At 47.7% G+C, this 24148-nt stretch carries 25 protein-coding genes; 19 read left to right on the top strand and 6 right to left on the bottom strand.

The window, feature by feature from the left end:
- Positions 1–228 precede the first annotated feature (228 nt).
- The 7 genes from POF51_RS14125 to POF51_RS14095 all read left to right on the top strand — a co-directional run bounded on the left by POF51_RS14125 (position 229) and on the right by POF51_RS14095 (position 8750).
- A complete protein-coding gene (locus POF51_RS14125) occupies positions 229–810 on the top strand; it encodes a histidine phosphatase family protein (protein ID WP_069847583.1) in 582 nt (193 codons plus the stop codon).
- A gap of 38 nt (positions 811–848) precedes the next feature.
- Positions 849–3089, top strand: a complete 2241-nt coding sequence (locus POF51_RS14120) for a sensor domain-containing diguanylate cyclase (RefSeq protein ID WP_069847581.1) — start codon at positions 849–851, stop codon at positions 3087–3089.
- 67 nt (positions 3090–3156) lie between these two features.
- Positions 3157–4155 (top strand): MBL fold metallo-hydrolase, encoded by a 999-nt coding sequence (locus POF51_RS14115; RefSeq protein ID WP_017250439.1) that lies wholly within the window; start codon positions 3157–3159, stop codon positions 4153–4155.
- A gap of 127 nt (positions 4156–4282) precedes the next feature.
- On the top strand, positions 4283–5176 hold the full coding sequence (locus tag POF51_RS14110; RefSeq protein WP_069847578.1) for a hypothetical protein: 894 nt from the start codon (positions 4283–4285) through the stop codon (positions 5174–5176).
- Between the two features lie 270 nt (positions 5177–5446).
- Positions 5447–6049: a forespore capture DNA-binding protein RefZ gene (refZ, locus tag POF51_RS14105; protein WP_069847576.1), complete on the top strand. Its 603-nt coding sequence runs from the start codon at positions 5447–5449 to the stop codon at positions 6047–6049.
- A gap of 47 nt (positions 6050–6096) precedes the next feature.
- Positions 6097–8544 (top strand): septation ring formation regulator EzrA, encoded by a 2448-nt coding sequence (locus POF51_RS14100; protein WP_069847574.1) that lies wholly within the window; start codon positions 6097–6099, stop codon positions 8542–8544.
- The gene (locus POF51_RS14095; RefSeq protein WP_017250436.1) at positions 8541–8750 is read left to right on the top strand and encodes a hypothetical protein; all 210 of its coding nucleotides are present in this window, start codon (positions 8541–8543) and stop codon (positions 8748–8750) included. The genes POF51_RS14100 and POF51_RS14095 overlap by 4 nt, the downstream gene beginning before the upstream one ends.
- 237 nt (positions 8751–8987) lie before the next feature.
- On the opposite strand, the gene POF51_RS14090 is transcribed toward POF51_RS14095, so the two are convergent.
- Together POF51_RS14090 and POF51_RS14085 are read right to left on the bottom strand one after the other, a co-directional pair.
- A complete protein-coding gene (locus POF51_RS14090; protein WP_069848280.1) occupies positions 8988–10289 on the bottom strand; it encodes an NAD(P)/FAD-dependent oxidoreductase in 1302 nt (433 codons plus the stop codon).
- Positions 10290–10367: 78 nt separating this feature from the next.
- Positions 10368–11207 (bottom strand): GNAT family N-acetyltransferase, encoded by an 840-nt coding sequence (locus tag POF51_RS14085; protein ID WP_017250434.1) that lies wholly within the window; start codon positions 11205–11207, stop codon positions 10368–10370.
- A gap of 153 nt (positions 11208–11360) precedes the next feature.
- Here POF51_RS14085 and POF51_RS14080 point away from each other — a divergent pair, with 153 nt between their 5' ends.
- Together POF51_RS14080 and POF51_RS14075 are read left to right on the top strand one after the other, a co-directional pair.
- Positions 11361–12440, top strand: a complete 1080-nt coding sequence (locus tag POF51_RS14080) for a M42 family metallopeptidase (protein WP_069847572.1) — start codon at positions 11361–11363, stop codon at positions 12438–12440.
- 41 nt (positions 12441–12481) lie between these two features.
- Complete coding sequence (locus POF51_RS14075) at positions 12482–12997, top strand: hypothetical protein (protein ID WP_083261635.1); 516 nt, start codon at positions 12482–12484, stop codon at positions 12995–12997.
- 75 nt (positions 12998–13072) lie between these two features.
- On the opposite strand, the gene POF51_RS14070 is transcribed toward POF51_RS14075, so the two are convergent.
- Genes POF51_RS14070 through POF51_RS14060 form a run of 3 tightly spaced genes read right to left on the bottom strand, consistent with a single transcriptional unit; the run spans position 13073 to position 14622 of the window.
- Positions 13073–13210: a hypothetical protein gene (locus tag POF51_RS14070; RefSeq protein ID WP_017250431.1), complete on the bottom strand. Its 138-nt coding sequence runs from the start codon at positions 13208–13210 to the stop codon at positions 13073–13075.
- 15 nt (positions 13211–13225) lie between these two features.
- Complete coding sequence (locus POF51_RS14065; RefSeq protein WP_170831590.1) at positions 13226–13378, bottom strand: hypothetical protein; 153 nt, start codon at positions 13376–13378, stop codon at positions 13226–13228.
- Positions 13375–14622 (bottom strand): MFS transporter, encoded by a 1248-nt coding sequence (locus tag POF51_RS14060; RefSeq protein ID WP_069847569.1) that lies wholly within the window; start codon positions 14620–14622, stop codon positions 13375–13377. Before POF51_RS14060 ends, POF51_RS14065 begins: the two co-directional genes overlap by 4 nt.
- 331 nt (positions 14623–14953) lie before the next feature.
- On the opposite strand from POF51_RS14060, the gene POF51_RS14055 reads away from it, so the two are divergent.
- The 4 genes from POF51_RS14055 to POF51_RS14040 all read left to right on the top strand — a co-directional run bounded on the left by POF51_RS14055 (position 14954) and on the right by POF51_RS14040 (position 16998).
- Positions 14954–15178 (top strand): hypothetical protein, encoded by a 225-nt coding sequence (locus POF51_RS14055; RefSeq protein ID WP_069847567.1) that lies wholly within the window; start codon positions 14954–14956, stop codon positions 15176–15178.
- Positions 15179–15311: 133 nt separating this feature from the next.
- Positions 15312–15623, top strand: coding sequence for a YtrH family sporulation protein (locus POF51_RS14050; protein ID WP_069847565.1), 312 nt, complete (start codon positions 15312–15314; stop codon positions 15621–15623).
- On the top strand, positions 15620–16165 hold the full coding sequence (locus POF51_RS14045) for a hypothetical protein (protein ID WP_017250425.1): 546 nt from the start codon (positions 15620–15622) through the stop codon (positions 16163–16165). Before POF51_RS14050 ends, POF51_RS14045 begins: the two co-directional genes overlap by 4 nt.
- Positions 16166–16221: 56 nt before the next feature.
- Complete coding sequence (locus tag POF51_RS14040) at positions 16222–16998, top strand: sporulation protein (RefSeq protein WP_069847563.1); 777 nt, start codon at positions 16222–16224, stop codon at positions 16996–16998.
- A gap of 66 nt (positions 16999–17064) precedes the next feature.
- On the opposite strand, the gene yjcZ is transcribed toward POF51_RS14040, so the two are convergent.
- Complete coding sequence (gene yjcZ, locus POF51_RS14035; RefSeq protein ID WP_007720887.1) at positions 17065–17154, bottom strand: sporulation protein YjcZ; 90 nt, start codon at positions 17152–17154, stop codon at positions 17065–17067.
- 187 nt (positions 17155–17341) lie between these two features.
- Here yjcZ and codY point away from each other — a divergent pair, with 187 nt between their 5' ends.
- The 6 genes from codY (at position 17342) to POF51_RS14005 (ending at position 24129) form a co-directional block, all read left to right on the top strand.
- A complete protein-coding gene (codY, locus tag POF51_RS14030) occupies positions 17342–18118 on the top strand; it encodes a GTP-sensing pleiotropic transcriptional regulator CodY (protein WP_017250422.1) in 777 nt (258 codons plus the stop codon).
- A gap of 206 nt (positions 18119–18324) precedes the next feature.
- On the top strand, positions 18325–19818 hold the full coding sequence (locus POF51_RS14025) for a M81 family metallopeptidase (protein ID WP_007720885.1): 1494 nt from the start codon (positions 18325–18327) through the stop codon (positions 19816–19818).
- Entirely contained in the window at positions 19819–20697 is an 879-nt protein-coding gene (locus tag POF51_RS14020; RefSeq protein ID WP_017250420.1) for a MurR/RpiR family transcriptional regulator, read from the top strand.
- 25 nt (positions 20698–20722) lie between these two features.
- Positions 20723–22321, top strand: a complete 1599-nt coding sequence (locus tag POF51_RS14015) for an ABC transporter substrate-binding protein (protein WP_069847560.1) — start codon at positions 20723–20725, stop codon at positions 22319–22321.
- Between the two features lie 17 nt (positions 22322–22338).
- Entirely contained in the window at positions 22339–23259 is a 921-nt protein-coding gene (locus POF51_RS14010; protein WP_017250418.1) for an ABC transporter permease, read from the top strand.
- Positions 23260–23274: 15 nt separating this feature from the next.
- On the top strand, positions 23275–24129 hold the full coding sequence (locus POF51_RS14005) for an ABC transporter permease (RefSeq protein ID WP_069847558.1): 855 nt from the start codon (positions 23275–23277) through the stop codon (positions 24127–24129).
- Positions 24130–24148 lie beyond the last annotated feature (19 nt).

Raw genomic sequence — 24148 nt, 5'->3', positions numbered from 1 at the left:
AACCCCTCCAACGATGTCATATTCTTCTTATCACCTCTGACGAGAGGAAGTAAAAGTTCGTTTCAGTTCAAATTCATGAAAAAAAAGTGTCCGGTATTTGCAGAAAGGAATGAAATATAGGAATTTTGTACCAAATGTTTTTTTATCAATCTAGAATTGTGAACATGCATCTTATATAATAAGAAATACTATCGAATAGAATACAGAACGGTAAGGAGATAAATCGTTTTGGAAACCATCATGTATCTCATTCGTCACGGAGAGACGGAGTGGAATCAGATTCGTCGTATACAAGGCCACAGTGACATCGCATTGAACGAGCTCGGGGTACGTCAGGCCGAGCGAGTAGCAGACAGGTTCCAAGGCGAGAAGATTCACGCTTTTTATTCGAGTGATCTCAGTCGGGCACACGATACGGCTGCCAAGATTGCTGGTAACTTCCAATCCTCTGTTTCTACGCGGACAACCTTGCGGGAGCGCTGCTATGGGGAGTGGGAGGGGCTCACCTATGAAGAAATACGTGAGCGATTTGAGAATCAGGATGAAGCCTCCTGTGGAATTGAGACATTCGAAGACATGCAGCGACGAGCTGTAGCTGCCATGACAGAAATAGCAGGGAGCCACCCAGGTGAGGCGATTGTCGTTGTCTCGCATGGCGGTCTCATTAATAGCTTCTTGCATTATGTGACGGTAGGAGAACAAGGAACGGGTATCACACGTATCGATAATACCAGTATTACGATATTTCGGTATGTAGATCGTAGGTGGGAAGTTCTATCCGTTAATGATACAGACCATTTGAAAGCTTGAGAAAATGCTGAGAGAGGGAGTTTCTCGTGTCAAGTAAAATGTTGGGGAAGTTAGAGACGGTCTTTTCCTACACGGCCCATTTTATCTTACAATCTTGGCCGGAAAAGCGCCCAGGCATCCTTTTCTTGACAGATTCCGGGGGCCGCGTAATCAACTTCATGGAAATGCAGGTTGGTCCATCTCGGAATTCTCAAGGGCTTACCCTGCAACACGATGTATCGATTGGCAAAGTCTTTGATTTTATTTTAGAGGCACTTTCCTCCAAAGAGATCGTAGTCAAAACGAGAAGTGAAACGAACAACGTGTGTGGAGCCTTTCCTTTGTGTGAAAAAGATGGAAGGGTTCGAGCTGTCATTGGCATGATAGCGCCCGAAGACCATATTCATTTCGATTTGTCATCCTACATGCGCGGGCTAGAGCCGTTGATTCGCATGGGATATGATGCTTATATTCAACACGTCACAAGCCAGATTGTCATGGATTTGACGTTGCATGATACGACCAAAGAGCTGCTGCAAAGCTTGACGGGTCAGATCAGTGACATTATCCAAAAAGGCTATTGTTCGGCCGTGAAGCTCGCGGACAATGCCACATTGATTCCGCAGGAGAGCGTAACAACGCAAGCGGTCGAAGTTGGACAAACCCACATTGCCCAACTGGTTTCGAGATTCGGTACGACGCAGGTCGTGCCTTCCATTTTAGACGACCACAGGCTTGTCGTCGTTCCTGTCTCCTTGAACCAAACACCGCTCTACGCACTGTTTTTGCATCTGCCACCCGAAGAGTCAGATTGCGTGTACGATGAACGGGATGTTGCTTTTTTGCAGGAAGTAGGCGCGAAGGCAAGCTGTGCGCTTTGGCGTTCGATCATGTCGGACGACCTACGCCGTGAAGCGAGCAAAAAAGATTTGTTGTATCAGTTGATGTCAAAGATTCAGGCATCGATTGATGTGAATGATGTTTTGCATGAAATCGTGACGAGCATTCCCAGCCTTTATCCGTACTTGTCGGCAGAGCTTTTCCTGACGGTTGAACCCAATGCAACCACCCCGGTCAAACAGCTTTCTTTTCAAGAAGTAGAGCCGTCTACCAGTACCAAGGCCTATTTGGAAGGACGTCTCATTGCCGAAGAAGTGGGAGAAGGGGAGCAACAGGTGACGGTGATCGCAGCGCCACTCTTAGGCAAGCAGGGAATCTACGGAGTTTTACAAGTGACGTCCGATCAGCGAATCACCTTGAATCAGCATGAAAAGGACTACATCTCAATCTTGGCGGATACGGCTGGCACTGCGTTTGAAAACGCACAGCTCTATCAGCAATCGCGCAATTTGATTCGAGAATTGCGTTTGATTAATGAGATGGCGCGCCAGTTGAACAGAAGTCTTGATTTAAAGGAAATTCTCGATTTTGTTACGACGATGATGCGGGCTACCTTTGATGCAGAGTTTTGTGCTATTTTGCGAAAAACGCCAGGAGAGGATTGCTTCGATGTGCTCTCTTCCTCCATTCCAGCGTTCAATGGCATGGCTATCGATTCTACAGAAAAGCCATTTCAGCAAATCTTGCAAAACAAGCAGGCATTGCTGCTGGCTCAACCAGGGGCAGGACCGCTTCCTTTTTCGCTCTTTTCGTGCTGTTCCTTCATGGGGGTACCGCTCGTTGTTGAGGGTGAGATTAGTGGAGTCCTTTTAGTCGCAGATTCCCGTTATCATTTTTTTAGTTTTGACGACTACAAACTCCTCGAAATATTTGGACAACACGCGAGCTTGGCAATGACCAACGCCGTCCTGCATAATGAAATGGAACGAATGGTCATTACGGATAATTTGACGGGTCTGTACACGAGAAGACATTTGAATGAACGAGTAAGAGGGTCATTACAAAAAGACAACTATGGCTCGTTGATCTTGATCGATATTGATTATTTTAAAACCGTGAATGATACATTTGGCCATCAGGTAGGGGACGAAGTACTGATTCAGGTCTCCAATCTGATTCGACATAGCATCCGAGACAGTGATATCGCGGCAAGATGGGGTGGAGAGGAACTCGCTGTTTATTTGCCGCGTGTGGACAAAAACACCGCGCATTCCGTGGCAGAGCGCATACGGGAATGCGTCGAGCAGGAGACGTCTCCACAAGTCACGATCTCGTGTGGACTAGCGAAATGGAGCAGGGAGATGGATGTAAACCTGAGTGTAGAAGCGCTGTTCCATCAAGCAGATATTGCTTTGTATGAAGCCAAAAATTCAGGTAGAAATCAAGTTGTTCTCGCCTAGAGCCAAAACAATGGCTCTTTTCTCATTTTCGGAAAAAAAGGCAAAAAACTTGAGGGGTAGATAAAAAATGACAACGAACGATGGCAAGCAAACGATCGCGACCCTAGTAGCACCTGATATTTTTTGTCTGGAAATACCTACGCCTTTTGATGTGGGGGCAGTAAACGTCTACTTGTTAAAAGGGGAGCGCTTGACCTTGGTTGATGTGGGTCCATTGACCGACGATGCGTGGGCGGCCTTAACAGAAGGCTTAGAATCGATTGGGGTCAGCGTGGAAGATATCGAGCAAGTCATACTGACGCATCATCATGTGGATCATTGCGGGCAGTTAGAAAAAGTACGGGAACGATCGGGAGCGAAGACGTTTGCCCATCCGCAGGCAACACCTTATGTACAGCAGGATGAGCAGTTTATGACTTTTCATGATCAGTTTTTCGAAGAGCTGTATATCCAGAGTGGTGTACCAGAAAAAATGATGGTCATTATCTCGAAATTTCACAAGCTGATGAAGACGTTTTCTGCGCCAAGCCAGATTGACTTTCATCTGAAGCATGAGCAAAAGGTACCGTATTTGGAGGACTGGCAGGTACTGTATACACCAGGACACAGCCAAAGCCATCTGTCGTTGTATCGGGCAAAGGATCAAGTCATGATTGGTGGAGACCATATCATCAAGCGAATATCATCCAATGCCTTCATTGAACCACCCCGGAATCGTTCGAGTACAAGACCACTGACCTTGATTCAATACCGCACAGCGTTGCAAATGTGTGCGGACATGGAGATCAAACAGGTCCTCAGTGGGCACGGTCAACCGGTGTACAACCATCGAGAGCTCATACTCGCTCGACTGCAAAAGAACTGGGAGAGAACAGACACGCTCCGCAGGCTTCTTGCAGATGGAGAAAAGACAGCTTTTGAACTGAATGCTCTCTTATTTCCAGGCTTGTACCAAAAAGAATTGCCATTGACGCTATCCGAGACATTAGGGCACATAGATTTGTTGATGATTCTCCACCAGATTGAAGTGAGAGAGCAGGATCGCATCTTGTATTTCCACCTGTAAAACCTGATCGTACAAGAGAGGCTTGCAAGTAGAATAAGCCTATTCCTCCCCGGAAACGCTAAAAGGGACTATTACCCTGGGACCCCACATGAGGTTAACCCAGGGTAGCCGAGGGAGGGTAGCATCTATGCAGAAGTATTGGCCCATTTGCGTGATGGCTCTTGTGTGTACAGTTGTTGTAGGTGGCTGTAATCAAATGAGTGTGAAGCAGGATGCGAATACAACGTTTGAGCAGGTACGTGACAAGTTCGATGCGCAGAAATCGTATGCGTTCTACGGGCAAACCAAGCTGTTGACGGCGAATAGTGCCAATGCGAACATGGTTAACTTTTCGGGCAGAAAGGACGGAGAGGCTGTTTACATGAACGTGAAGCTCTCTGTCCCAGAAGAAAACAGAGTGGACAACTTATCCTTACTTAGTCATGGGAACAAGCTGTATACCAAGCATGGTCAAAACGAAAGCTGGAAACATGTCGCAGGGGATAGTCCGGCCCTGCATCAAGAAATGAACAACTGGAACCCTATGGCTTCCTTTCAGCAAATCGACAACATGAAAAGAAACGTTCGAATGCTGCCTGATGAGAATCCAAAAGACGATTTTGAGGCGTTCGGAGTTGTATTGGATTCTGCCAAACTAAAGAGTTGGCTTGTTTCCCAAATGCAAGAACAAACAAAGTCGGGAGCAAAAGTCCAATCGATAGCAGGGCGAGAGAAACCCTACATACCGAAGCTAAAGATAGCGATGTCACTCTCGGAAGGCAATTGGAGAGGGACGCCTGCACAACATTCTGGACCCACGATTCAGTCCAAGAAAAAGGTGGACGTAAACGAGCTCGTGAACCAGATGGAAGTGGAGGCAGAGTATACGATTCACTACAACAAAAAAACGATGCTCCCCACGAACATGACGATGTCCATTCGATCTGCGTACGATTTAAACGATCAGCGTGTAAAAGAGCATACGCAAGTAGAAACGTATTTGCAGCAATACGGAGCAGTAGCCCCCATCACAGCTCCATAGGAAAAAGCAAATAGGGAGTAAGAGTAATCAAGTGAGACGTTCCTCTTGCAAAACAGACAGGAGCGTCTTTTTTCTGTCAGGGAAAATTTAAAAATGGAGGTAACGTGTTCGATGCTTTTTACGTACTTCTTATGTGGAAGAAAATCTATGCGATAGCGGTTTTTTTCGATGGAATCAGCATTTCTAGAAGGAATTCTGGAAAACATTGTCGAACATACAACAAGACTATCTTTTTTCGTCGAATAATCTGTACAATGGGAAAGATGCCTGATGGATCAGACGAAAATGCGTATTTTATCCGCAGCAGCGAAACTTTTTGATGTTCATGGCTACAAAGGGACCTCCGTAAGACAAATTGCCTCTGTTGCTCAAGTAAATTCCGCGCTGATTTCCTATCACTTTGAAGGGAAGCAAGGAGTCCTGGAGACGTTGATTGCTTCTTACTTTGAGACGTTGTTTCGCCTTTTGGAAGAACTGGAAAACGAGCAGGAAAACATCCCTGCCTATCAACGATTGGAACAAGTTGTGCAGCTGTATTTGCAGTTTCAATGTGAGCATGCGCCTATCACGCGTTTGATTCATCGTGAGCTGAGCGTAGAATCCATGCTTGCACGTGAAGTGATGACGCTATATATGAGCCGCTGGAAGCACGGTCTTTCTCGTGTGATCGAGTGCGGTGTCGTCTCGGGTGAGTTTTTGCCCGTCTCTATTGATTGTACAGTGCTGGCTATGACGAGCCAGATGATATATCCTTTTTTGCAACCACAAATGGTTCGCCAGGTCTATGATCTGGAACCATCTTCCGAGGAGTTCGTCCAATGGCTGCAAACCTCGATTATGTGTTATCTGCGAGGTTCTTTGCTGCCCGTTTAGGCGTGGCCTCTCCCAATGAATGATTCTAGTAAGGGGATGTATGACAAGTGAAACGAAAACTATTCATGCTCTGTTTGGCAGGCATGTTGTTATATACGAATCCGGCTTATGCGACGCCGTTTCCAGATAAAAAAGAAGAAGTTGTTCAGGACGCTGACAACTATTTGAAAAAAGAAGACAGGACCGCCTTTGCCAATTCATTGAACGGCATACCGGGCAGCTACAAAGTCGTGGTAGTGGAAAGCACTGCACCAGAAGCCGAATCTCCGGATATCTACGCGCAAAAGCTGTTTGACAATTACAATTTAGCCGACGATGCACTCATGATCGTACTCGACATAAACACCGAACAGCTGGGGATTTATGCAGGTCCTAGCTTACAGGCAAAAGGTGCCACGATGGCATTGCTGCATGACAAGATCGCGTCTTTCTATGAACCATTCCGTACACAAAAGCAGTATTTGACCGGGATTCAGACGTTAATTGCGGAAGTAAACCAAGAGCTTAGCCGCATGGAAAGCAAGCAAGCAACAGCAAAACCGGGTGAGACAGACGCAAGTAAAGCGGGAGAGAGTGAAAGCAGTAGCGCTCTCGGAGGCATTCCATGGTGGATCTATCTGGTGGGGGCGGTATTTGCTGGCCTATCGATCGGATTGATTTATGCGATGATCAGACGCCGTGCTATTTTTGCTCAAGTAGACGATGTAGAGGATTGGAAGGAAGAGCTCGTTGAGAAGCTCAATGTCATCGAGGTGGAAAAACCGCTTCGCCGTTCCAGCGGCATGACAGAAGTACGTTACCACCACTTGGCTGACAAAAAAGAAAATCTGTTGCGCATTCGCATCCCTGATGTGGAAATGATGATTCTCGATGCGGAAGAGGCTTGTGATCGCTTCCGTTTTACGTTGGCACTTGGCATGCTGAATGAGGCGAGAGAGGCCATTTCAAAAATTGAAGAAGAGCTGAATGAGCTAAAAACAGACACTTCCAAAGTGGCCGTTACCAAGCAAGAAAACAAGGTTGTTGTTCCAGAGATCGGAAAGCAAGTGGAGCAGATGGAACGACGTTTGTCCGATTTGCGTCTGGAATACGGATTGTCTTTCCATGAGCTGAAAGCATCGCTCGATGAAGTAGACACAATGCGAAAACTCGTGAAAACTGCGCGTGCGGCAGGAGACGACATTGCTGCGTACGAAACCACACAAAAAGCGCAGCAAGTACTGGAGCAGGTAGGACAAGCAATGGAGCTCATTCCAAAGCTTGTGCAACGTGTGAAAAAAGAAATGCCGGAAGAATTCAAGCATCTGGAAGAAGGAATTGAGCAGGCCTTTCGTGACGGCTTTGATTTAAAACAGGATTCCTTGGACAATGCCCTTTTGCAGGCGAAGCAATTGGTCATGTCCGCGAAAAGCTCTTTGGAAGAGGGCAGCCTGGAAATGGTGTTGACCCATGTCAAAGCGTTCGAAGTACTCATTGATGCAACGTATCAAGCGATAGAAGATGGCGTTCTTGCTCGTGATGAAGCAGCAGCGACGGTATATACAGAAGCGGAACCGCAAGCAGAAGTGAATCAAGGCAATGATGAAACAGAATTTGTGCAGGTAGAAAAGAGAGCAGAAGTAGAAGAGGTGGAACAGGATGATTCGCTACAGCAAGTAGCTGCGACATCCGCGCCTGTGGAGCCGGAGATTCGTATACCTGAGCCGACTCCAGCTAGCAAGATCGAGCATTCTACCAGCGAAACAGATCCTGAAAAGCCGACTCATCTCCAGCAGTCGAAAGTGGAAGAAGAGCGACCAGTGCGAGGAAAATCCTCAGAGCTGAGTGAAGCTGAACGTTCCGTTTTGTTGCAAGCAATTCCTCAGCTTTTCAATAAAAAAGCACAAAAGCCTGTGCCAGCAGTTAAAGCAGAGGAGCCTACGTACGAAGAAGAAGAGTATGAACTGGTCATGCCAAAGAGTCAGCCTGAACAGGAAGAGCTGATTCCGGAAGAAGAAGAGCAAACGTATTTGGTCATCGAAACGGAAGACGATGCGCTGGATGAACTGGAGCGAATTTCTAACACATTAGTCCGCGTCCGTCAGCAAATCAAGCGCAGCTACTTGCCGGGGATTCCGGATCAATTGAAATACATGTTTGAAGAAGTCGTGCAGACGTTGGGCCGCGTGCAAACGATCATGGAGCAATACCGCTATGATCTGGAAGAGGTGGCTATGCTGGTTCAGGACGCAAGTGATTTGGTCGGCGAAACAGAGCGGATGGCAGAACGCATTATTACAACTTGTCAGATGGCAGAGGGTGCCATTCAGTATACGAACCGTTATCGCCGCCAAAATCGCCAGGTCAATGAATTGTTGACGAAGGCAGAGATATCATTTCGACAACTAGCTTTTGCAGAAGCCTATCAGCTTGCCGAGGAGGCCCGTCTGGTAATCGAAGGCGCACCAGCCGAAGAGGACAACCGTTGGCTTCTACGTCGTAAGAAAAAGGGATGAGTCCGATGATGATCTTTCCTCTCTTCTTACTGGCAGCTGGCATTCTCGTCATGGTACAGCCGAGGACAAAACGCTGGCAATCGCGGATGAACGCTCATTTTCAAGGAGACGAAAGGCGCATTAAGCAGCGTGCCAACACGTTTTTTCTGTTGGGCCTAGCCTTTTTTTTCGCTGGGTTTGCGTATTTGTTTCGCCTTGTCGGATAAACCAATAATGACGAATAAAGCACCTGCTATGAAAAGATGGCCTAGCCTTCTTTTGTAGCAGGTGCTTTTTGTTGGGCAAAAAAAAGAAGCATCGCTCACGCAGGCGATGCCCATCTAGGAAGATAAAGGGAGTAAGGTCTGTTAAACCAGCACATTACAACTAGGGGGGAGTAATGTGCTGATTTCTCTTTTCATGAAAAGAGAACCTGATTCATAGTTTCCCCAATCCCACTTCATCTAAACGTCATTCTCGTAAAAAAATTCAAATGCTTCCTGCGCACTATGCGTACCCGCAGAATGGCCGGACGAAAAGGCGATGGTGATGTTGTAACCACCGGTATGGGCGTGGACGTCCATAACCTCGCCAGCAAAATACAACCCATCCATGAGCTTGGACCTCATTGAGCGTGGATCGATCTCTTTTACGCTTACACCACCACCTGTAATGAACGCTTCCTCAAGAGAGAGCGTCCCCGTAATGGTGAGTGGAAAAGCTTTGATCAAGCTCGTGAACTTGCTCCACTCTTGTTTTTTCATATGGCTGTAAGTCGTTTCTTCCGAAATTCCTGCCATCGCAAGCAAGAGTGGGATAATCCGTTCGGGGAGGAAGCCTTTGATTGCATTTTTTATTGCCTTTTTTGGCTGCTCCTCAATCAACTGCCAACTTTCCGCCATGATTTCCTCGGCTGTTCTGTCAGGCATGAGATCGATTGTCAGAGATAGAGGAACCGCACTGTATTTTCGTTGCGACACAGAGACATAGTGTCCCATGCGCAGGGAGGCGGGGCCTGATATTCCGAAATGAGTGAAGATCATATCGCCTTCTTGGGTGTTGATCTTTTTCCCATTGGGCGCATACAAGGTCATCGTGATGTCACGCAGCGATAGACCCTGAATTGATTTGTCGCGAATAAAAGAGTCATTGGCTATAAGCGGTACTTCAGTAGGATACAGCTCTGTGATTGTGTGCCCGGCTGCTTTCGCCCATGTATAGCCATCGCCTGTAGACCCTGTCTGTGGTACAGAACAGCCTCCGACAGCAATAATCACACAAGGCGCGGTGATTTTCTCACCGGACTGGAGCATGATGCCACCGACTCTCCCTTCCGAATAGAGAACTTCTTTTACAGCGGCATTTAAATGAATGGTGGCACCTTGGCGCTTCAATAAATCAATCAATGCTTGAGCGACTGTCACTGCTTTATCTGTGACAGGAAACATACGGCCCCGATCCTCTTCTTTTAACGCGACACCCATCTCCTCAAAAAACTGGATAATCTCTCGGTTGCCGAATTGGGTGAGAGCACTGTACATGAAGCGTCCATTTCCTGGCATTTGCTTGATTAATTCATCTTGTTCCTTGGCATTGGTTACATTACAGCGTCCGCCGCCCGATATGATGAGCTTGCGTCCGAGCTTCGAGCCTTTTTCCACGAGACAAACTCTCGCTCCTTGGCCAGAAGCAGCAATTGCAGACATCAGCCCAGAGGGGCCGCCGCCTATGATGATAACGTCATAATTGTATTGTGATCGATTCATTTCATTCTCGTCCTTTGTTGTATAGGGTTGGGCAACCACCATTTTACCACAACCTGATCACCCGACGCGCAATTCTAGCTAAGATAGAGAGGACGAGGCACCTAAAATATCAGGAAATGGCTGCTTTTCTAAGACGTAACGAACGGTGGATGGACCACGGAGGATATTCGTGACAACATATCCTTTGGCAAAATACGATGTGAACAATTCGCGCGTCATTTCTCTCCACAAGGAAGCGACGCTTATATCCGCTCGTTTTACATCTTGGAAGAAGGCAGGGACAGGGAGCAGTACCGCAGGCTCATCGCGTGACAAATCGATTTCGATAGGATGTGGAATACCATCCTTGATTTCAAAGCGCAATAGGTCTGGCGCCTGTTGAAAAGAGGGAGCAGAGCTCTTTCCAGACTGACGAGATTCCACACGATTGCTTCCGATAAACCATTCCACGAGGAAACGGTCTGTCGGCAGTCCACGATTGAAGTCGTCATCGAGCTGGCCGTAGCAGTTTGGCAAATAAGTTCGAACGATACCTCCCAGCTTAGCGATGTTCAGAACACCGTTTACAGTCTCAAGCGGATCGTACGTCCATGTGATTTTGGAATAGCCTGCTGCTGCTGCTTCTTCTTTTTGCAGCCATTTCATTTGTACGCCCAGCCCCTGCTTGCGATACTCTGGCAAAAAGCCGAGCATGTGCGAGCAAAGATGGGATTCTCCGTTGGTGAAGCCCGGGAAGCTGTATAAAAAGCCGATCATTTCCTCGTCATCGAATGCCCCTAAAAACAGACCGCCAAACTTTTGCATGGTAAGTGTCATATGGTGGGGAATAGCAGTAGAAGGGTCCCATATTTTCCCCTCCATTGCTTCTAATTGCTCAATCTCACTGAATTCGGCCAACTTTCGCAACGTGATTGTCATCTACTTTTTCCTCCTCAAACGATTCGTGTTTTTTTCTTCATTCGGGACAATCGCTTGCATTCCTGCTTGGGAGGAGTTGCGTCTGAATTCTCTCTCGCGGATAATAGAGAAGGATAATAGGCATGAAACTAGGGTCGAGGAGGATTTGTGGCGATGGAAAATAAATTTCAAATGGAGCTGTGGAACCGTTTGACGCAGGCACCAGGAGCGCCTGGCTTCGAAGGTCCGGTACGCGAGATTATGCGGGAATACATAAGCAGCTATACGAGTGAACTCATGTACGACAATTTGGGCAGTATTTTTGGCGTTATGCGTGGTGACGAGAACGGTCCGAAAATTATGGTAGCGGGTCACATGGACGAAGTGGGCTTCATGGTCACCCGAATTTCTGATAAGGGATTTATTTCTTTTCAGACGTTGGGAGGCTGGTGGGGGCAGGTCCTGCTCGCGCAACGTGTACAAATTATTACGGACAATGGACCAGTCGAAGGCGTAATCAGCTCGATCCCACCGCATGTCTTGAGCGACGATCAGCGCAATCGCCCGATGGATGTACGCAACATGTACATTGATATCGGCGTAGATTCACGTGAGGAAGCAGAACAGGTAGGAATACGGGCTGGCCAGCAAATCGTTCCGGTTTGCCCATTGCAGGTCATGGCCAATCCACGCCGCATAATGGCTAAAGCATGGGATAATCGCTATGGTTGCAGTTTGGCAGTGGAGCTCGCAAAAGAGCTGCACGAAAAACCAGATCATCCGAATGTCGTCTACGTCGGGGCTACTGTACAGGAAGAATTGTCCGGGCAGCGCGGCGCGAAAACTGCGGCTGCGTCCATCGATCCGGATTTGTTCTTGGCTGTGGATGCGAGTCCAGCTACAGACATACCAGGTGTAAAAGACGATGGCGGCAAGCTCGGCGGTGGACTTTTGATGCGCATCTACGATCCGATGTACGTCATGCCGGTAGGATTGCGTGAGCTTCTTATCTCCACGTGCGAAGAAGAGAACATTCCGTACCAGATTTATGTGGCAAAAGGCGGGACAGATGCAGGGGTCGTACAGTACCATGGCAAGGGAGTACCGTCTGCCGTTATTGGCATTCCTTCCCGTTACATTCACAGCCATGCTTCGATCATTGATCGCGAGGATTACGAGGCAGCCAAGCGTCTCTTGTTCAGTGTCATTCGCAAGCTGGACCGTGCCACGTGGGAATCCATTTTGCCTAGATAAATGGTCTGGAGAATATCGTCGAGGAAAGAGAAAGCGGAGGAGTGCTTTTGAACGCGATCAAATTGTATACACGGCGTCAGGGCGAAGTTACGTCCTTTGAATTTAATGTATTTGACAATCAATTCGCTACGGAGAATCTGGCAGTGCGCAAGGTGTTGATGGCAATGCTTGCAGCCGTTTCTAACAACTTGACCGATCTGGAAGTGGAGTACAACGATAGCATATTGGTGGAAAAGGTCGGGGCGAAGCGTGCTGGTGAACTGCTTCGTTTTCTCGGGGCAACAAAAGAGAACATGCGGGAAAATCTGAGCAATGGTGTAGTCGTCAGCCGGATCTTTCAAGTGCCTTTTACACAGGAGCACTATGAATACTTCTACAACTTGACGGACATCGCGCAGCTGTCCCACTATCGCTTAAAAGAGGGCAAAGAAGATCGCATCGTGTTTTATTTCACGCGCTATCTGCAACTGATTGCGCCTGATGAAAAGTCTCGCCAAGCATTTTTGGAGAGATTGGAAGGATTTTCTTTGCCGTACATGCTCGTGCCGATTGCGTAAATGAAACGAAAAAAGTCATTTTGCCCTTGCATGAAGGCGCAAAATGACTTTTTTTATTGATTGCCTGCCTGAGGGTTAGGTGGACGGACGATTTGGCCCCTCCAGTTTTTTGTCTCCATAGCCCGGTGCATCGTTTTGAACAGTTTTGGGCTGGCGATTGCGCTCATCTGGTCGATTTTGCTGTACAGAGGAATCCTTGCTTTGCTTGGTCATGTAACTACTCCTTTCCTAGAGCCATGGCTGCCAAGGCGAATTTGTTTTTTGGCGAATGCGGGAGGATACATGGTCCTCCAGTTGGATGAATAGGGAGGTGAGCGGCACTCGCCTAAGCACTTCCATTTGCTTTTCGGGTTGATGCTGTGTGTGTTCCTCTGCGCTCATGTGGCGCCTTCCCTTCTACGATTTTTTGAGGGTGAGTCAAGCACAGTGTTTTTGTGGCGAGGAATTGCATATACGGCAAACAGACCAAGAATGGCCGCCAAAAACAGCGTAAGCACTCCATAGCCGATCCACGGATAATTGCTGCCGACTCCTCCTAGCTTTTCAACCATCGCTCCACCCAATCCCGTCCCAAGAGCCGTTCCAAGACCAGATACGAAATTGGAAAAGCCAAAGTACGCTCCCAGCCATTCTTCCTTTGCGAAATGAGTGACGAGACTGTCCAGCATCGGCATAAACAGCATCTCACCCAAAATGAAAAGAATAGCTGCCCCGCACAGTGTTAGAAAGTGGTTCGCCCATCCCATGAGCGTAAGCCCTGCACCCAACAAGATCGTTCCCATCGTTACAGACAAGTACGGATTGATGCGCTGTAGAACAAAACGTGAGATAAACCCTTGCAAGACGACGACACTGAGCGAGTTGATCGTCCAAATGAGGCCAATCATCGTAGCGGAATGCAGGACATGCTCTCCCCGCAGCGGCAGGATCATGGCGAATTGAGCGTAAAGCGCCCAGATTAAGAGCGAGATCCCGGAAAAAAGCAGAAAGCTGCGATGGGTCAAGATGTGACGATACTCCTTGATCGGCGTTTGCTTGCAATCTGTTCCCACACACCGATCATCGGGGAGGATGAAGCGAGAAAAGACAGCAAGTGCTCCGTACACAAAGGCAGCTACGAGAAACGGTTGTTTCCCACCCGCAGTCATCCACGTAATGACCAAGCCAGCGACAATGATCCCGCTATGAGCGAGTATCCCTCTCCACGAGAAGGCAGCGGTTCTTTGGCTCTCATCCACTTCATCCGCGATCATGGCTTTAATGGTAGGAGCGAGCAGGCCAAGACCTAAGCCGTTGACAGCGGAGAATAACAAGAAGAAACCATAAGAATGGCTGAAGTGATAGCCTGCCATGGCACATCCTTGAAGGAATGCCCCAAAGGCTAGGATGGAGCGTTTGCCCCAGCGATCTGACAGCAAGCCGCCTGCCAAGCTTCCGATTTGGTATGTGATGCTTCCCGCTGCCAAAATGATGCCGACTTGGGAGAGAGAAAGAACCCGTACCTTTTGCAAAAAGACTGGGAAGACGGGAATGACCAGATAAGAGGCCATGTGCATGAAAAAGACGACTATCAGTAACAGCAAGTAAGGCTTGTTGCGTAACAGTGATCCAGTAGAGGCTGTCATGTTCGTCTCCTCTTTGATTCATTCCTCTCTAGTATGCTCATCCTGTTGTATGAAAAACGTCTAGCCGTTTTCACAATCAAAATATAGGCCAGCACACAAAATCGATATGAACGCAGGCAAGCGTCCAATCCAACAAGCGTGGAACGACATATACCTATAGGGAAAGGTACCATGGGCGGTAGGGAATGGTGCGAGGAGCGCGGCAGGATGAAAGGGGGATCTGACGTGAGAGGATTTGGTTTCTTCAACGAGGAAGGTTTCGAAGTGATCATCTGGATCATCGTGATCGTTTTTCTCCTCGTTATATTTTTTGACGAAGGGATAGATTAAGATGAGCGCATATCGGCCGGTTCGTCAATTGAATGACTATTACAAATCAAACGAAGGTTTCAAGAAATGGATTCGTGCCAATGAGCAATGGTTCAAGCAAAATCCAGAGGTGTTTAACCAGATGCTGCGTAATCCGAAAATGGTCAACTTGTTTACGGATCTTATGATCATGAATTCGCCGCGCATTGAAAAGAAACTGAAGAAATGGAGAAGGAACCAACGCTGACCGATCCGGCATGCTGCCAAATAGAGCATGCCGCTTTTTTATTTGGAACGCTGACAAGTCCTGTTATAAAACCGGGATGATGAGCGTAGGGATAAGCATATGCAGCTTGTTCGAAGAAAGGATGAAGCACAACATGGCACAAGTCATTTTGACGTTTTTCGTGGCTTATGGCATTGTGGTCGGCGGCGCTCTTTCAGGTGGGGTGGGCGCATTTCTCACAGAAAAGCCCCCGCTGTTATCCATGGCCCAATTGGCTGACCAGCTCAAAATATGGGGATTAGTTGGGGCATTGGGTGGAACCTTTGATTCGTTTTTGCAGATCGAAAAAATATTGATGGGAAATTTGACACCTGTCTTTAAGCAGCTTTTGATGATCGTCGTCGCATTTTTGGGTGCCCATATCGGAACGATTTGTGTGCATTGGCTGGTACAGGTGCGCTCATGAAGGTGACTCTTTGGAAACGTTACCTCGCTCTTTTGCTCATGGGGTGCGTCTTGGGCGGAAGCGTGATTTTATTTACATACGGACGCGAAATGGAACAGATGATGCTGATCAAAAAAAGCTTGGAGCTACAAAATAAAAAACTGTACGAGGAAAATCTGGAGCTGAAGCAAAATCAGCGGGTCTATCGGAAAAAGCAAGAGACCGTCATCGAAGACGTACGCGCTTCTGTACTCACTGCGGATCAGAAGCAGCCACTCCATGCCACCATTGTGGTACAAGTAGTCGATCGCGTGGAAAAGGATCTCGCTTCGTTAAAAGGGAAGAAGGTTGAGCAGGTTGCGGAGGTCCATCAGGTCTTGCATGAAATGCTGCGACGCCGCGAATACATTTTGTCTGATCGAACGACAGTGGAGGTACGAATCAAAACGGTGGTAATCAGTAGAACGCTGCATGTGTTCGTGACAGCGGACGTTATACCTGATGATGTTTGGCAAAAGATTGCGCGAAACTTTCTATTTCTTCCGCCGTATATTTCAATATAGAATATCTGATAGCCAGATTATGTAGGTCTGGGTCGGTATAAAGGAGAGGCGAACACATGTCTATGTTCAAAAAATTGTTGGCTAGTGTAGGTATTGGCTCTGCGCAAGTAGATGCACGTCTTGAGCAGGATTCACTCATTCCCGGAGATATGGTCAGAGGTGAGGTCCATATCAAGGGAGGAGATGTGGCCCAAGAAATCGACGAGATTTACATGTATGTCGTCACACACTATGAAAGAGAAGTCAACGACACCAAGACGAAGGAAGAATGCACACTTGTAAAATATCGTCTGTCTGAGCGGGTACAATTGAAACCGAAAGAAGAAGCCGTTCTGCCATTCGCTTTTCAATTACCTTATGAAACGCCATTGACGATGGGGCGCCAACCGGTTTACTTGCGGACAGGTCTCGATATTAAAAATGCGATTGACCCAGGGGATTCCGATTTCATCGAGGTTCGCCCACATCCGTTAATGTCTAAAGTGTTGGATGCGGTTCAACAGATCGGATTCCAGCTGTATAAGGTAGACTGTGAATACAATCGCCACCTAGGTCGCAAACATCCGTTTGTACAGGAATTTGAATTCCGTCCGACAGGGCCTTACCGCAGCCAATTGGAGGAACTCGAAGTAGTCTTCTATCTTCGCGATGGCGAACTGGAAGTTTTATTGGAACTGGATAAACGTGCGCGAGGCTTTATGGGATCTTTTGAAGAAGCGTTTAATCTCGATGAACGCTATATTCGTTTCCGTTTAACGAATGCGGATGTGAACAAGCATACGCATGTCATTGCAGAAGCGATTGAAGCACTCATTAAGCAGCAGCTTCGATAGAGAATATACAAAAAAGGCCTGACGGAGTGAAAACCACTCTGTCAGCCTTTTTTCTTTATGGAGGTCTTAATCATCGCCAACGCCTACGATAGTCAACAGAACGAACAAGACGAGAATTAGCGCAATCCCATTAAAGCCGCCGTTAAACAAGCTCATCGATTTTCCTCCCACATGTAAGGCGTAGTCAATTCCCTATAGGATAGTCATTGATCTATGAATCGGTGTCGAGGCTTCTACCTAATTCCTGTACACAACTTTCTTTTTAATTTTTCGATTTGCATGTATAGGGCTGGATTTTTCTGACAATACTGTGAGCATGAAGAATCCAGAGGAGGATATTATTATGAATTTGTTAGAAAAAACGAGAAAAATTAATGTGATGCTTCAAAAAACAATGGGTGGCAGCGGAGTAGGCTTCCAGGATCTCGCAAGGCTTTTATCTGAAGTGATTTCTGCAAATGTTTACATCATTACCGCAGATGGCTCGATCCTGGGAAGTGGAATGAATCAGGAAATTTCCCTGCAAGAAGACGGTCGTTCTTCCACGCAGCTGCAGGAAGGTGTACATCAAAAGCTGCTGGAAGTTACACAAACCTTGGCGAACGAGCCGGTTACTAGTCCGTACAGCCTGGTTCCAAAAGAGTTGAATTCGATCTTCCCGCAAATGATGACGACGATTGTTCCTATCAATGCAGGGGGAAGCCGTCTTGGCACACTCGTCCTGCTGCGTGCTTACGGTCAGTTCGAAACAGAGGATCTGATTTTGGGCGAGATCGGTGCTACCGTGATCGGTATGAAAATCGTTCGTCAGCGCACAGAACAGATTGAAAATGAAGTGCGCGACAAAACATTTGCCAAAATCGCACTCTCTTCATTGTCCTACAGTGAACAGATCGCGATTGAAAAAATTATGGAGCAATTGGATGCACGCGAAGGTCTGCTGGTAGCTAGTCAGCTGGCAGATCAAGCAGGTCTGACACGTTCTGTCATCGTGAACGCTCTTCGCAAGCTGGCAAGTGCCGGTGTGCTGGAATCCCGTTCGTTAGGGATGAAGGGTACATATATCAAAGTGCTGAATGACAAGTTCCCATCTGAATTGGCAAAATGGAAAACCTCATAAATGGCATAAGCTACGAAAGAAGCTCTCCCTGTACTAGGGAGAGCTTTTGTTTATGAATCAACGAGTATAGCAGAATAGATAAAACGTTCATGATTTAGCGATTGAATAAATGATTTTCTTCCCTTTATAATGTCCACAAAGGTTGAAACTTCAAAAAAATCAAAAATTTAAAGTTCATACTTCAAAAATGAATGGAGGTTCTAAGAATGAAGGTGATTATTGGTGGGATTGCGCATGAAACAAACACGTTTTCCAATGTGCCCACGACGCTTGAGATGTTTCAAAGCTATGAGTGGGATTATCATGAAACGATTGTAAATCGCAATCGGGGCGTTCGCAACTTTCCAGGAGGGATGGTGGATCGCGCCGAAGAGCTGGGCATCGAGCTACTACCGACCTTTCTCACCTTTACGTATCCAGCGGGGACGATTTTGCGAGAAGCGTACGACCGGATTAAAAAGGAGCTTCTTGACACCATTGCCGCGACAGAAGGTGCAGATGCCATTTGTCTAGGGCTTCACGGAGCGGGGGTCGTTGAAGGAATGGATGACCTGGAAGGCGACATTCTGGCGTCCGTGCGTCAGTTGGTCGGTTATGACATTCCCTTAATTGTTACGCTCGACCTCCACGCAAACATGACACAAAAAATGGTGGATGAAGCCGATGCGCTCCTGGGTGTCCATCTCTACCCACACGTGGATTGCTATGAACGTGGAATCGAAGCGATCGATCTGGCACACAAGATGGTTACGGAAGGTATAAAGCCGACCATGCATTTGACCAGACTGCCATTATTGATTCCGACATCAGCTACTCATCATTCCCCGGCACGCGAAATAAACGAAGCCTGCTGGGCGTGGGAAAAGGAAGAAGGCGTCATCGACTGTGCATTCTTCCACGGATTTCCGTATACGGACATTCCTGAGCTGGGCGTTTCTGTTTTGAGCGTCACCAATAACGATCAGGAGCTCGCCAAAAAAGTGAGCGAGGATGTCGCCAGTCTGATTTGGGAAAAGCGGGATGAGTTCGAGCTGAACATGCCCGCGCCTGCCGAAGGAATTGCGATGGCACTGGAAACGGAAGGGATGCCCATTGTAATCAATGAGACCTCAGATAATCCAGGCGGAGGCACACCCGGAGACGGTACGCATTTACTGCGGGCCATGCTGGAAGCCCAGCTGACAAATGCATGCTTTGGTTTTATTTACGATCCCGAAGTGGTACAGATTGCCCATCAAGCTGGAGTAGGCGCTACCATACAGCTATCCCTTGGTGGAAAGACAGACTACTTGCATGGAGAGCCACTTGAAGTAACAGCCTACGTTAAAGCTTTGACAGATGGAAAATTCATTGCGACGACGCCGATGGGGCAAGGCGGTCATGAGAATTTTGGCAAGTCCGTTCGCTTGCAAATTGACGGGGTTGATGTACTGGTTTGCTCCGTGAAATCGCAAGTGCTGGATGAGCAAATTTTTCTGTTGCACGGAATTGACGTGACCAAATACAAGATCGTGGCCTTGAAATCAAGCACACATTTCCGGGCATCATTCGAACCGATCAGCGCACGCGTCATTACCGTTGATTCGCCGGGATTGACGACACTAAACTTCCGCTTTTTCAAATACGAGCGCGCCATTCGTCCGATTTATCCGTTAGACCCAGCCACAGAGTGGAACCTACATCAATTGACAAGGAAGTAGATGATCATGGAATCCGTACAGGAGCGCATCCGCAAGCATTATCCGGAATTGACCAACCAACAAAAACTCGCAGCCAAATACATTCTCGCCGAGCCGAAGAGCGTTGCACTGCAACCAGCCAAAGTTGTCGGGGCATTGAGCGGCACAAGCGAAACCACAATCATCCGATTATCATACGCTCTCGCCTACTCCGGGTACAGCGAATTGCAAAACGAGATCCGCAGCTCCTTATTGGAAAAAGTCCCAAAAGCTGATGCCATCCACAGTTTTCGTACAGCGGCTGTGGAGATGAAGGGGAAACAAGACCTGATTTCTTATAACATGGAGCAGGATGTTGCGTATATTCGGCAAACGTTAGGGGAGCTACAAAAGGACCAACTTTTGCAAGCGGTTTCAAGTATTATGGCAGCCAAACACATTCTTGTCGTAGGGTTTCGCAGCTCCTTTGCTCCGGCCCATTGGCTCGCCTTTACACTGAATGTCGTCCGAGGAAACGCGCATCTGTACAATGGGCCAGTTGATGACGTCAACTATCTGTTGACCCAGATCAATCAGGAGTGGCTCGTGATCGCACTCTCCTTTCCCCGCTATACGAGTGAAACCATCCTGTTTGCAAAAGCAGCCAAAGAGAGAGGTGCCAAAATCATCGGGATTACAGACGATGAGCTATCTCCGATTGGACCGGTAGCCGACCAGATTTTGAAAGTCAGCGCACCTGCTCCTACTGCCTTAAAAGGAATGACGGCGATCTTTTCCATGCTGAATATTTTGATCAGTGGTGTGGTTCAGGCTGATGGTGAACAGGTACAACAAAGACTGAAAGAATACGAAGAGACAAGTCGACAAATATACCCGTTTGTGGAAGGGACAGAAGTGTAACGGCCATTGATAAGGGGGATGGGACATGAAGATTCACAAGTGGAAGCAAGGGGCCTTGAGTGTATTTGTGGCAACGGCGTTGATTGCAGGCTGCTCCTCACAGCCGACCAATCAAACGGGGAATGACACGTCGGCCAAAGGGAACACATTAGTCATCGCTTCCTTGACGGACCCAGACTCGCTTGATATGCACAAAACGAGCTGGCTCAGTATGGAAAACAGTTTAATATACGAGCCTCTATTGACCCGCGATGCAACAGGCAAACTCCATCCGGGTTTGGCAGAGAAGTACGAGATCTCGCAGGACGGCAAGGTTTGGACATTTACCCTCCGAAAAGATGTCCGCTATCACTCCGGCGATCCAATGACGGCAGCATCCGTAAAAGATTCGTTTGACCGTTTGCTTGCCATTTCTCCTGTGAAGGGGCTTGCAGGTCCGATTGAAAAAGTGGAAGCAACAGACGAGCATACGCTCAAGGTGCATTTTAGCCAACCATTTGCTCCTTTTGTTAACGTCATTGTCGGTGGATTAGTCTCACCTCTTGACGCCAAAAAGGCAAAAGAATTAGGGGATGGCTTCTCAGATAACCCATCTGCAACGGGGCCGATTATCTTTGACAAACGCGAGCGGGGGGCTTCGCTCACCTACAAGAAAAATCCTGATTATAACTGGGGACCGGAGTACGCTACCAACAAAGGTCCTCTGCAATTCGACAGCATGATGTTCCGGTTTATGAAAGACGACGATACACGCCTGATGGAATTCAAAAAGGGTACGGTCCATGTGTTGTATGATGCGCCGCCGAACTCGGTTGCGGAGCTTGAGGCACTGCCCGGAGTCAAGATTGAGAAAGCGATGGACGTTGGAAACAAATACATTGCTTTTAACAATAAGCACCCGCTGTTTTCAGACGTTCGTCTGCGCAAAGCAGTAGCACTCTCCGTAGATCGTGATCCACTTGTTCAGGTAGCATTGAACGGATTCGGCAAGCCAGTCTATGGTCCATTGGCACCCACGATTTATGGCTACAGTGAAGCGATTGAAAGTAAGGCGAAGCAGTTGTATACGAGAGATTTAGGCAAAGCCAAGCAGTTGCTAGCGGAAGCAGGCTGGACGGATAGTAATGGGGATGGCATCGTAGATAAGGACGGAAAACCGTTGTCTGTAGAAATGCTCGTCTCTCAAGAGCCAGCATTTCAACGAGCAGTGCAGATTTTGCAGAGCCAGCTGAAAGAAGCAGGTATTGATATGAAAATCAGCGTGCAAGAAATGACAACCATCAAAGAGCGCATTTCGAAAAAGTCGTATGACATGGCTTTGATGTACTACGGCTGGTTTGATGCTGATATCTTGTACCTCATCTTTGAAAAGAGCAATTCAACAAGCCGTACTCATTACAACAACCCTGAGTTGGATGTGTTACTGAACAAAGGACGTTTGGAAATGAATGAGCAGGCGCGTCTCAAGATTTACGAAGATGCACAGGAGATTTTGCTAAATGATTTGCCGTGGGTCCCTTTATGGGTTAGTGAGACGGTGATAGCAACTCGCGGCGTTAAAGGCTTCACGGTCAATCCGTACACGCAAGGTATTACGTTGCATGATGTCATGCTCGAAAAATAGACAACTGGGGTGAGGGCATGCGCCGATATGTAGTAAAAAGATTACTTTCCCTGGTAGGTACACTGTTTGGCGTTTCCGTCCTGATCTTCTTGATGGTGCACCTTATACCGGGCGATCCCGCAACACAAATCCTCGGACAGTTTGCAACACCAGAGGCCATCAGTCAAATGAGAGCGTCGCTAGGTCTGGATCAACCACTGTGGCAGCAATACATGCGATTTGCTGGAAACCTGTTCGCTGGCGATTTGGGAACATCGTTATTCACTGGCGAAAAGGTATGGGATCAGATTATGAACCGTTTCCCGATCACCATGCAGCTTGCCATCCTTAGTGTAATCATTGCCGCAATATTCGGTATCTTGTTGGGCACGATTGCTGCCGTCAAACAAAACACCATCATCGATCGGCTTGTCGTGCTTACCTCGTTACTCGGTATTTCGGCACCTGGCTTCTGGATTGCCTTGTTTCTCATCTGGATTTTTGCTTACAAACTTGCCTTGTTTCCGATTTCCGGCTATGAGGGGATTCACTCCTTGCTGCTGCCAGCGATTACGTTGGGTATGGCGGAAGCGGGGATGATCGCCCGTATGACCCGATCCAGCATGCTGGAAGTCATCAAGCAGGATTACATGCGGACAGCTGAGGCCAAGGGGGCAGCACTTTTCCGAATCATAGTGAGCCACGGTCTGCCGAACGCCATTATTCCTGTTGTCACGATGTTAGGCTTGCAGTTCGGTTCGCTCATGGCTGGAGCTGTGGTGGTGGAAACCGTGTTTTCTCTGCAAGGGATCGGCAGCCTGGCGATTGAGGCGATCAGTAAACGGGATATGCCGACCATACAGGGCATGGTGTTTTTCATGGCGTTGATTTTTGCCTTAACCAATTTGATCGTGGATCTCATTTACAGCCGGATTGATCCGCGAATCCATTTCGACTAAGGAAGGAGCAGATGGATGGTGAACAGTAATCGTCCGGAGTCGTATTGGGGAGGGATGGGCAAACGGCTGAGACGCAATAAGACAGCAATGGCGGGTGTGGTTATCCTAATCGTCTTCACACTGGGTTCGCTTCTTGCTCCAGTCATTGCCCCTCATCCTGTCGAACAAATGAACTTTAACAGTCGATTAAGCGCTCCGAGTACGACTCATTTTCTCGGAACAGATGATTTTGGCAGAGATATTTTTTCCCGTTTATTGCACGGGGGACGGATTTCCTTGCTGATGGGTTTGATAACGGTTGTGCTTTCTACCTTGATAGGTGTAACGCTTGGTATTATCGCTGGCTATTATCGTCGCGTGGATCTGTTTATCATGCAGGGCATGGATATTCTCATGTCACTTCCTGCTCTGCTTCTGGCGATCGCTGTCATTGCGGTCTTGGGTCCCGGTTTAACGAATGCCATGATTGCGGTAGTGATTGCCGTTATTCCGTCTTATGTGCGGGTCGTTCGCTCTGCAGTCTTATCCATAAGGGAAAAAGAGTACGTTGAGGCTGTTCGTGCTCTGGGGATCAGAGACTGGCAGATTTTACTGAAGCATATTTTACCCAATATTCTCTCCCCGATCATCGTGCTTTCCACCATTCAATTCGGCGTGAGTATTTTGGCGGCAGCTGCCTTGAGCTTCCTCGGACTGGGTGCGCAACCGCCGATGCCAGAGTGGGGAGCCATGGTTTTTGTCGGCAAGGCATTCTTGAGTCAGGCCTGGTGGATGTCCATTTTTCCTGGATTGGCCATTATGCTGGTTGTCCTTGGCTTCAATCTGTTAGGTGACGGATTACGGGATGCATTCGACCCGAAAACGAGGTAATGGATGAAGGGGGCACAAG

Origin of the sequence: Brevibacillus sp. AG, from assembly GCF_028369215.1 — a bacterium.
GTDB lineage: Bacteria > Bacillota > Bacilli > Brevibacillales > Brevibacillaceae > Brevibacillus > Brevibacillus porteri.
Note: the sequence above shows the minus strand (reverse complement) of the source record. Positions and strands in the feature narration are given on the sequence as shown.

Bases quoted from the DNA above. Each gene is read 5' to 3' on its own strand.
- POF51_RS14045 (WP_017250425.1), top strand. From the start codon at position 15,620: ATGAAGGTGACTCTTTGGAAACGTTACCTCGCTCTTTTGCTCATGGGG.
- POF51_RS14095 (WP_017250436.1), top strand. From the start codon at position 8,541: ATGAGTCCGATGATGATCTTTCCTCTCTTCTTACTGGCAGCTGGCATT.
- POF51_RS14115 (WP_017250439.1), top strand. From the start codon at position 3,157: ATGACAACGAACGATGGCAAGCAAACGATCGCGACCCTAGTAGCACCT.
- POF51_RS14040 (WP_069847563.1), top strand. From the start codon at position 16,222: ATGTCTATGTTCAAAAAATTGTTGGCTAGTGTAGGTATTGGCTCTGCG.
- POF51_RS14120 (WP_069847581.1), top strand. From the start codon at position 849: ATGTTGGGGAAGTTAGAGACGGTCTTTTCCTACACGGCCCATTTTATC.
- codY (WP_017250422.1), top strand. From the start codon at position 17,342: ATGAATTTGTTAGAAAAAACGAGAAAAATTAATGTGATGCTTCAAAAA.
- POF51_RS14015 (WP_069847560.1), top strand. From the start codon at position 20,723: ATGAAGATTCACAAGTGGAAGCAAGGGGCCTTGAGTGTATTTGTGGCA.
- refZ (WP_069847576.1), top strand. From the start codon at position 5,447: ATGGATCAGACGAAAATGCGTATTTTATCCGCAGCAGCGAAACTTTTT.
- POF51_RS14020 (WP_017250420.1), top strand. From the start codon at position 19,819: ATGATCATGGAATCCGTACAGGAGCGCATCCGCAAGCATTATCCGGAA.
- POF51_RS14090 (WP_069848280.1), bottom strand. From the start codon at position 10,289: ATGAATCGATCACAATACAATTATGACGTTATCATCATAGGCGGCGGC.
- yjcZ (WP_007720887.1), bottom strand. From the start codon at position 17,154: ATGAGCTTGTTTAACGGCGGCTTTAATGGGATTGCGCTAATTCTCGTC.
- POF51_RS14005 (WP_069847558.1), top strand. From the start codon at position 23,275: ATGGTGAACAGTAATCGTCCGGAGTCGTATTGGGGAGGGATGGGCAAA.
- POF51_RS14010 (WP_017250418.1), top strand. From the start codon at position 22,339: ATGCGCCGATATGTAGTAAAAAGATTACTTTCCCTGGTAGGTACACTG.
- POF51_RS14055 (WP_069847567.1), top strand. From the start codon at position 14,954: ATGAGCGCATATCGGCCGGTTCGTCAATTGAATGACTATTACAAATCA.
- POF51_RS14050 (WP_069847565.1), top strand. From the start codon at position 15,312: ATGGCACAAGTCATTTTGACGTTTTTCGTGGCTTATGGCATTGTGGTC.
- POF51_RS14080 (WP_069847572.1), top strand. From the start codon at position 11,361: ATGGAAAATAAATTTCAAATGGAGCTGTGGAACCGTTTGACGCAGGCA.
- POF51_RS14070 (WP_017250431.1), bottom strand. From the start codon at position 13,210: ATGACCAAGCAAAGCAAGGATTCCTCTGTACAGCAAAATCGACCAGAT.
- POF51_RS14065 (WP_170831590.1), bottom strand. From the start codon at position 13,378: ATGAGCGCAGAGGAACACACACAGCATCAACCCGAAAAGCAAATGGAA.
- POF51_RS14060 (WP_069847569.1), bottom strand. From the start codon at position 14,622: ATGACAGCCTCTACTGGATCACTGTTACGCAACAAGCCTTACTTGCTG.
- POF51_RS14085 (WP_017250434.1), bottom strand. From the start codon at position 11,207: ATGACAATCACGTTGCGAAAGTTGGCCGAATTCAGTGAGATTGAGCAA.
- POF51_RS14025 (WP_007720885.1), top strand. From the start codon at position 18,325: ATGAAGGTGATTATTGGTGGGATTGCGCATGAAACAAACACGTTTTCC.
- POF51_RS14110 (WP_069847578.1), top strand. From the start codon at position 4,283: ATGCAGAAGTATTGGCCCATTTGCGTGATGGCTCTTGTGTGTACAGTT.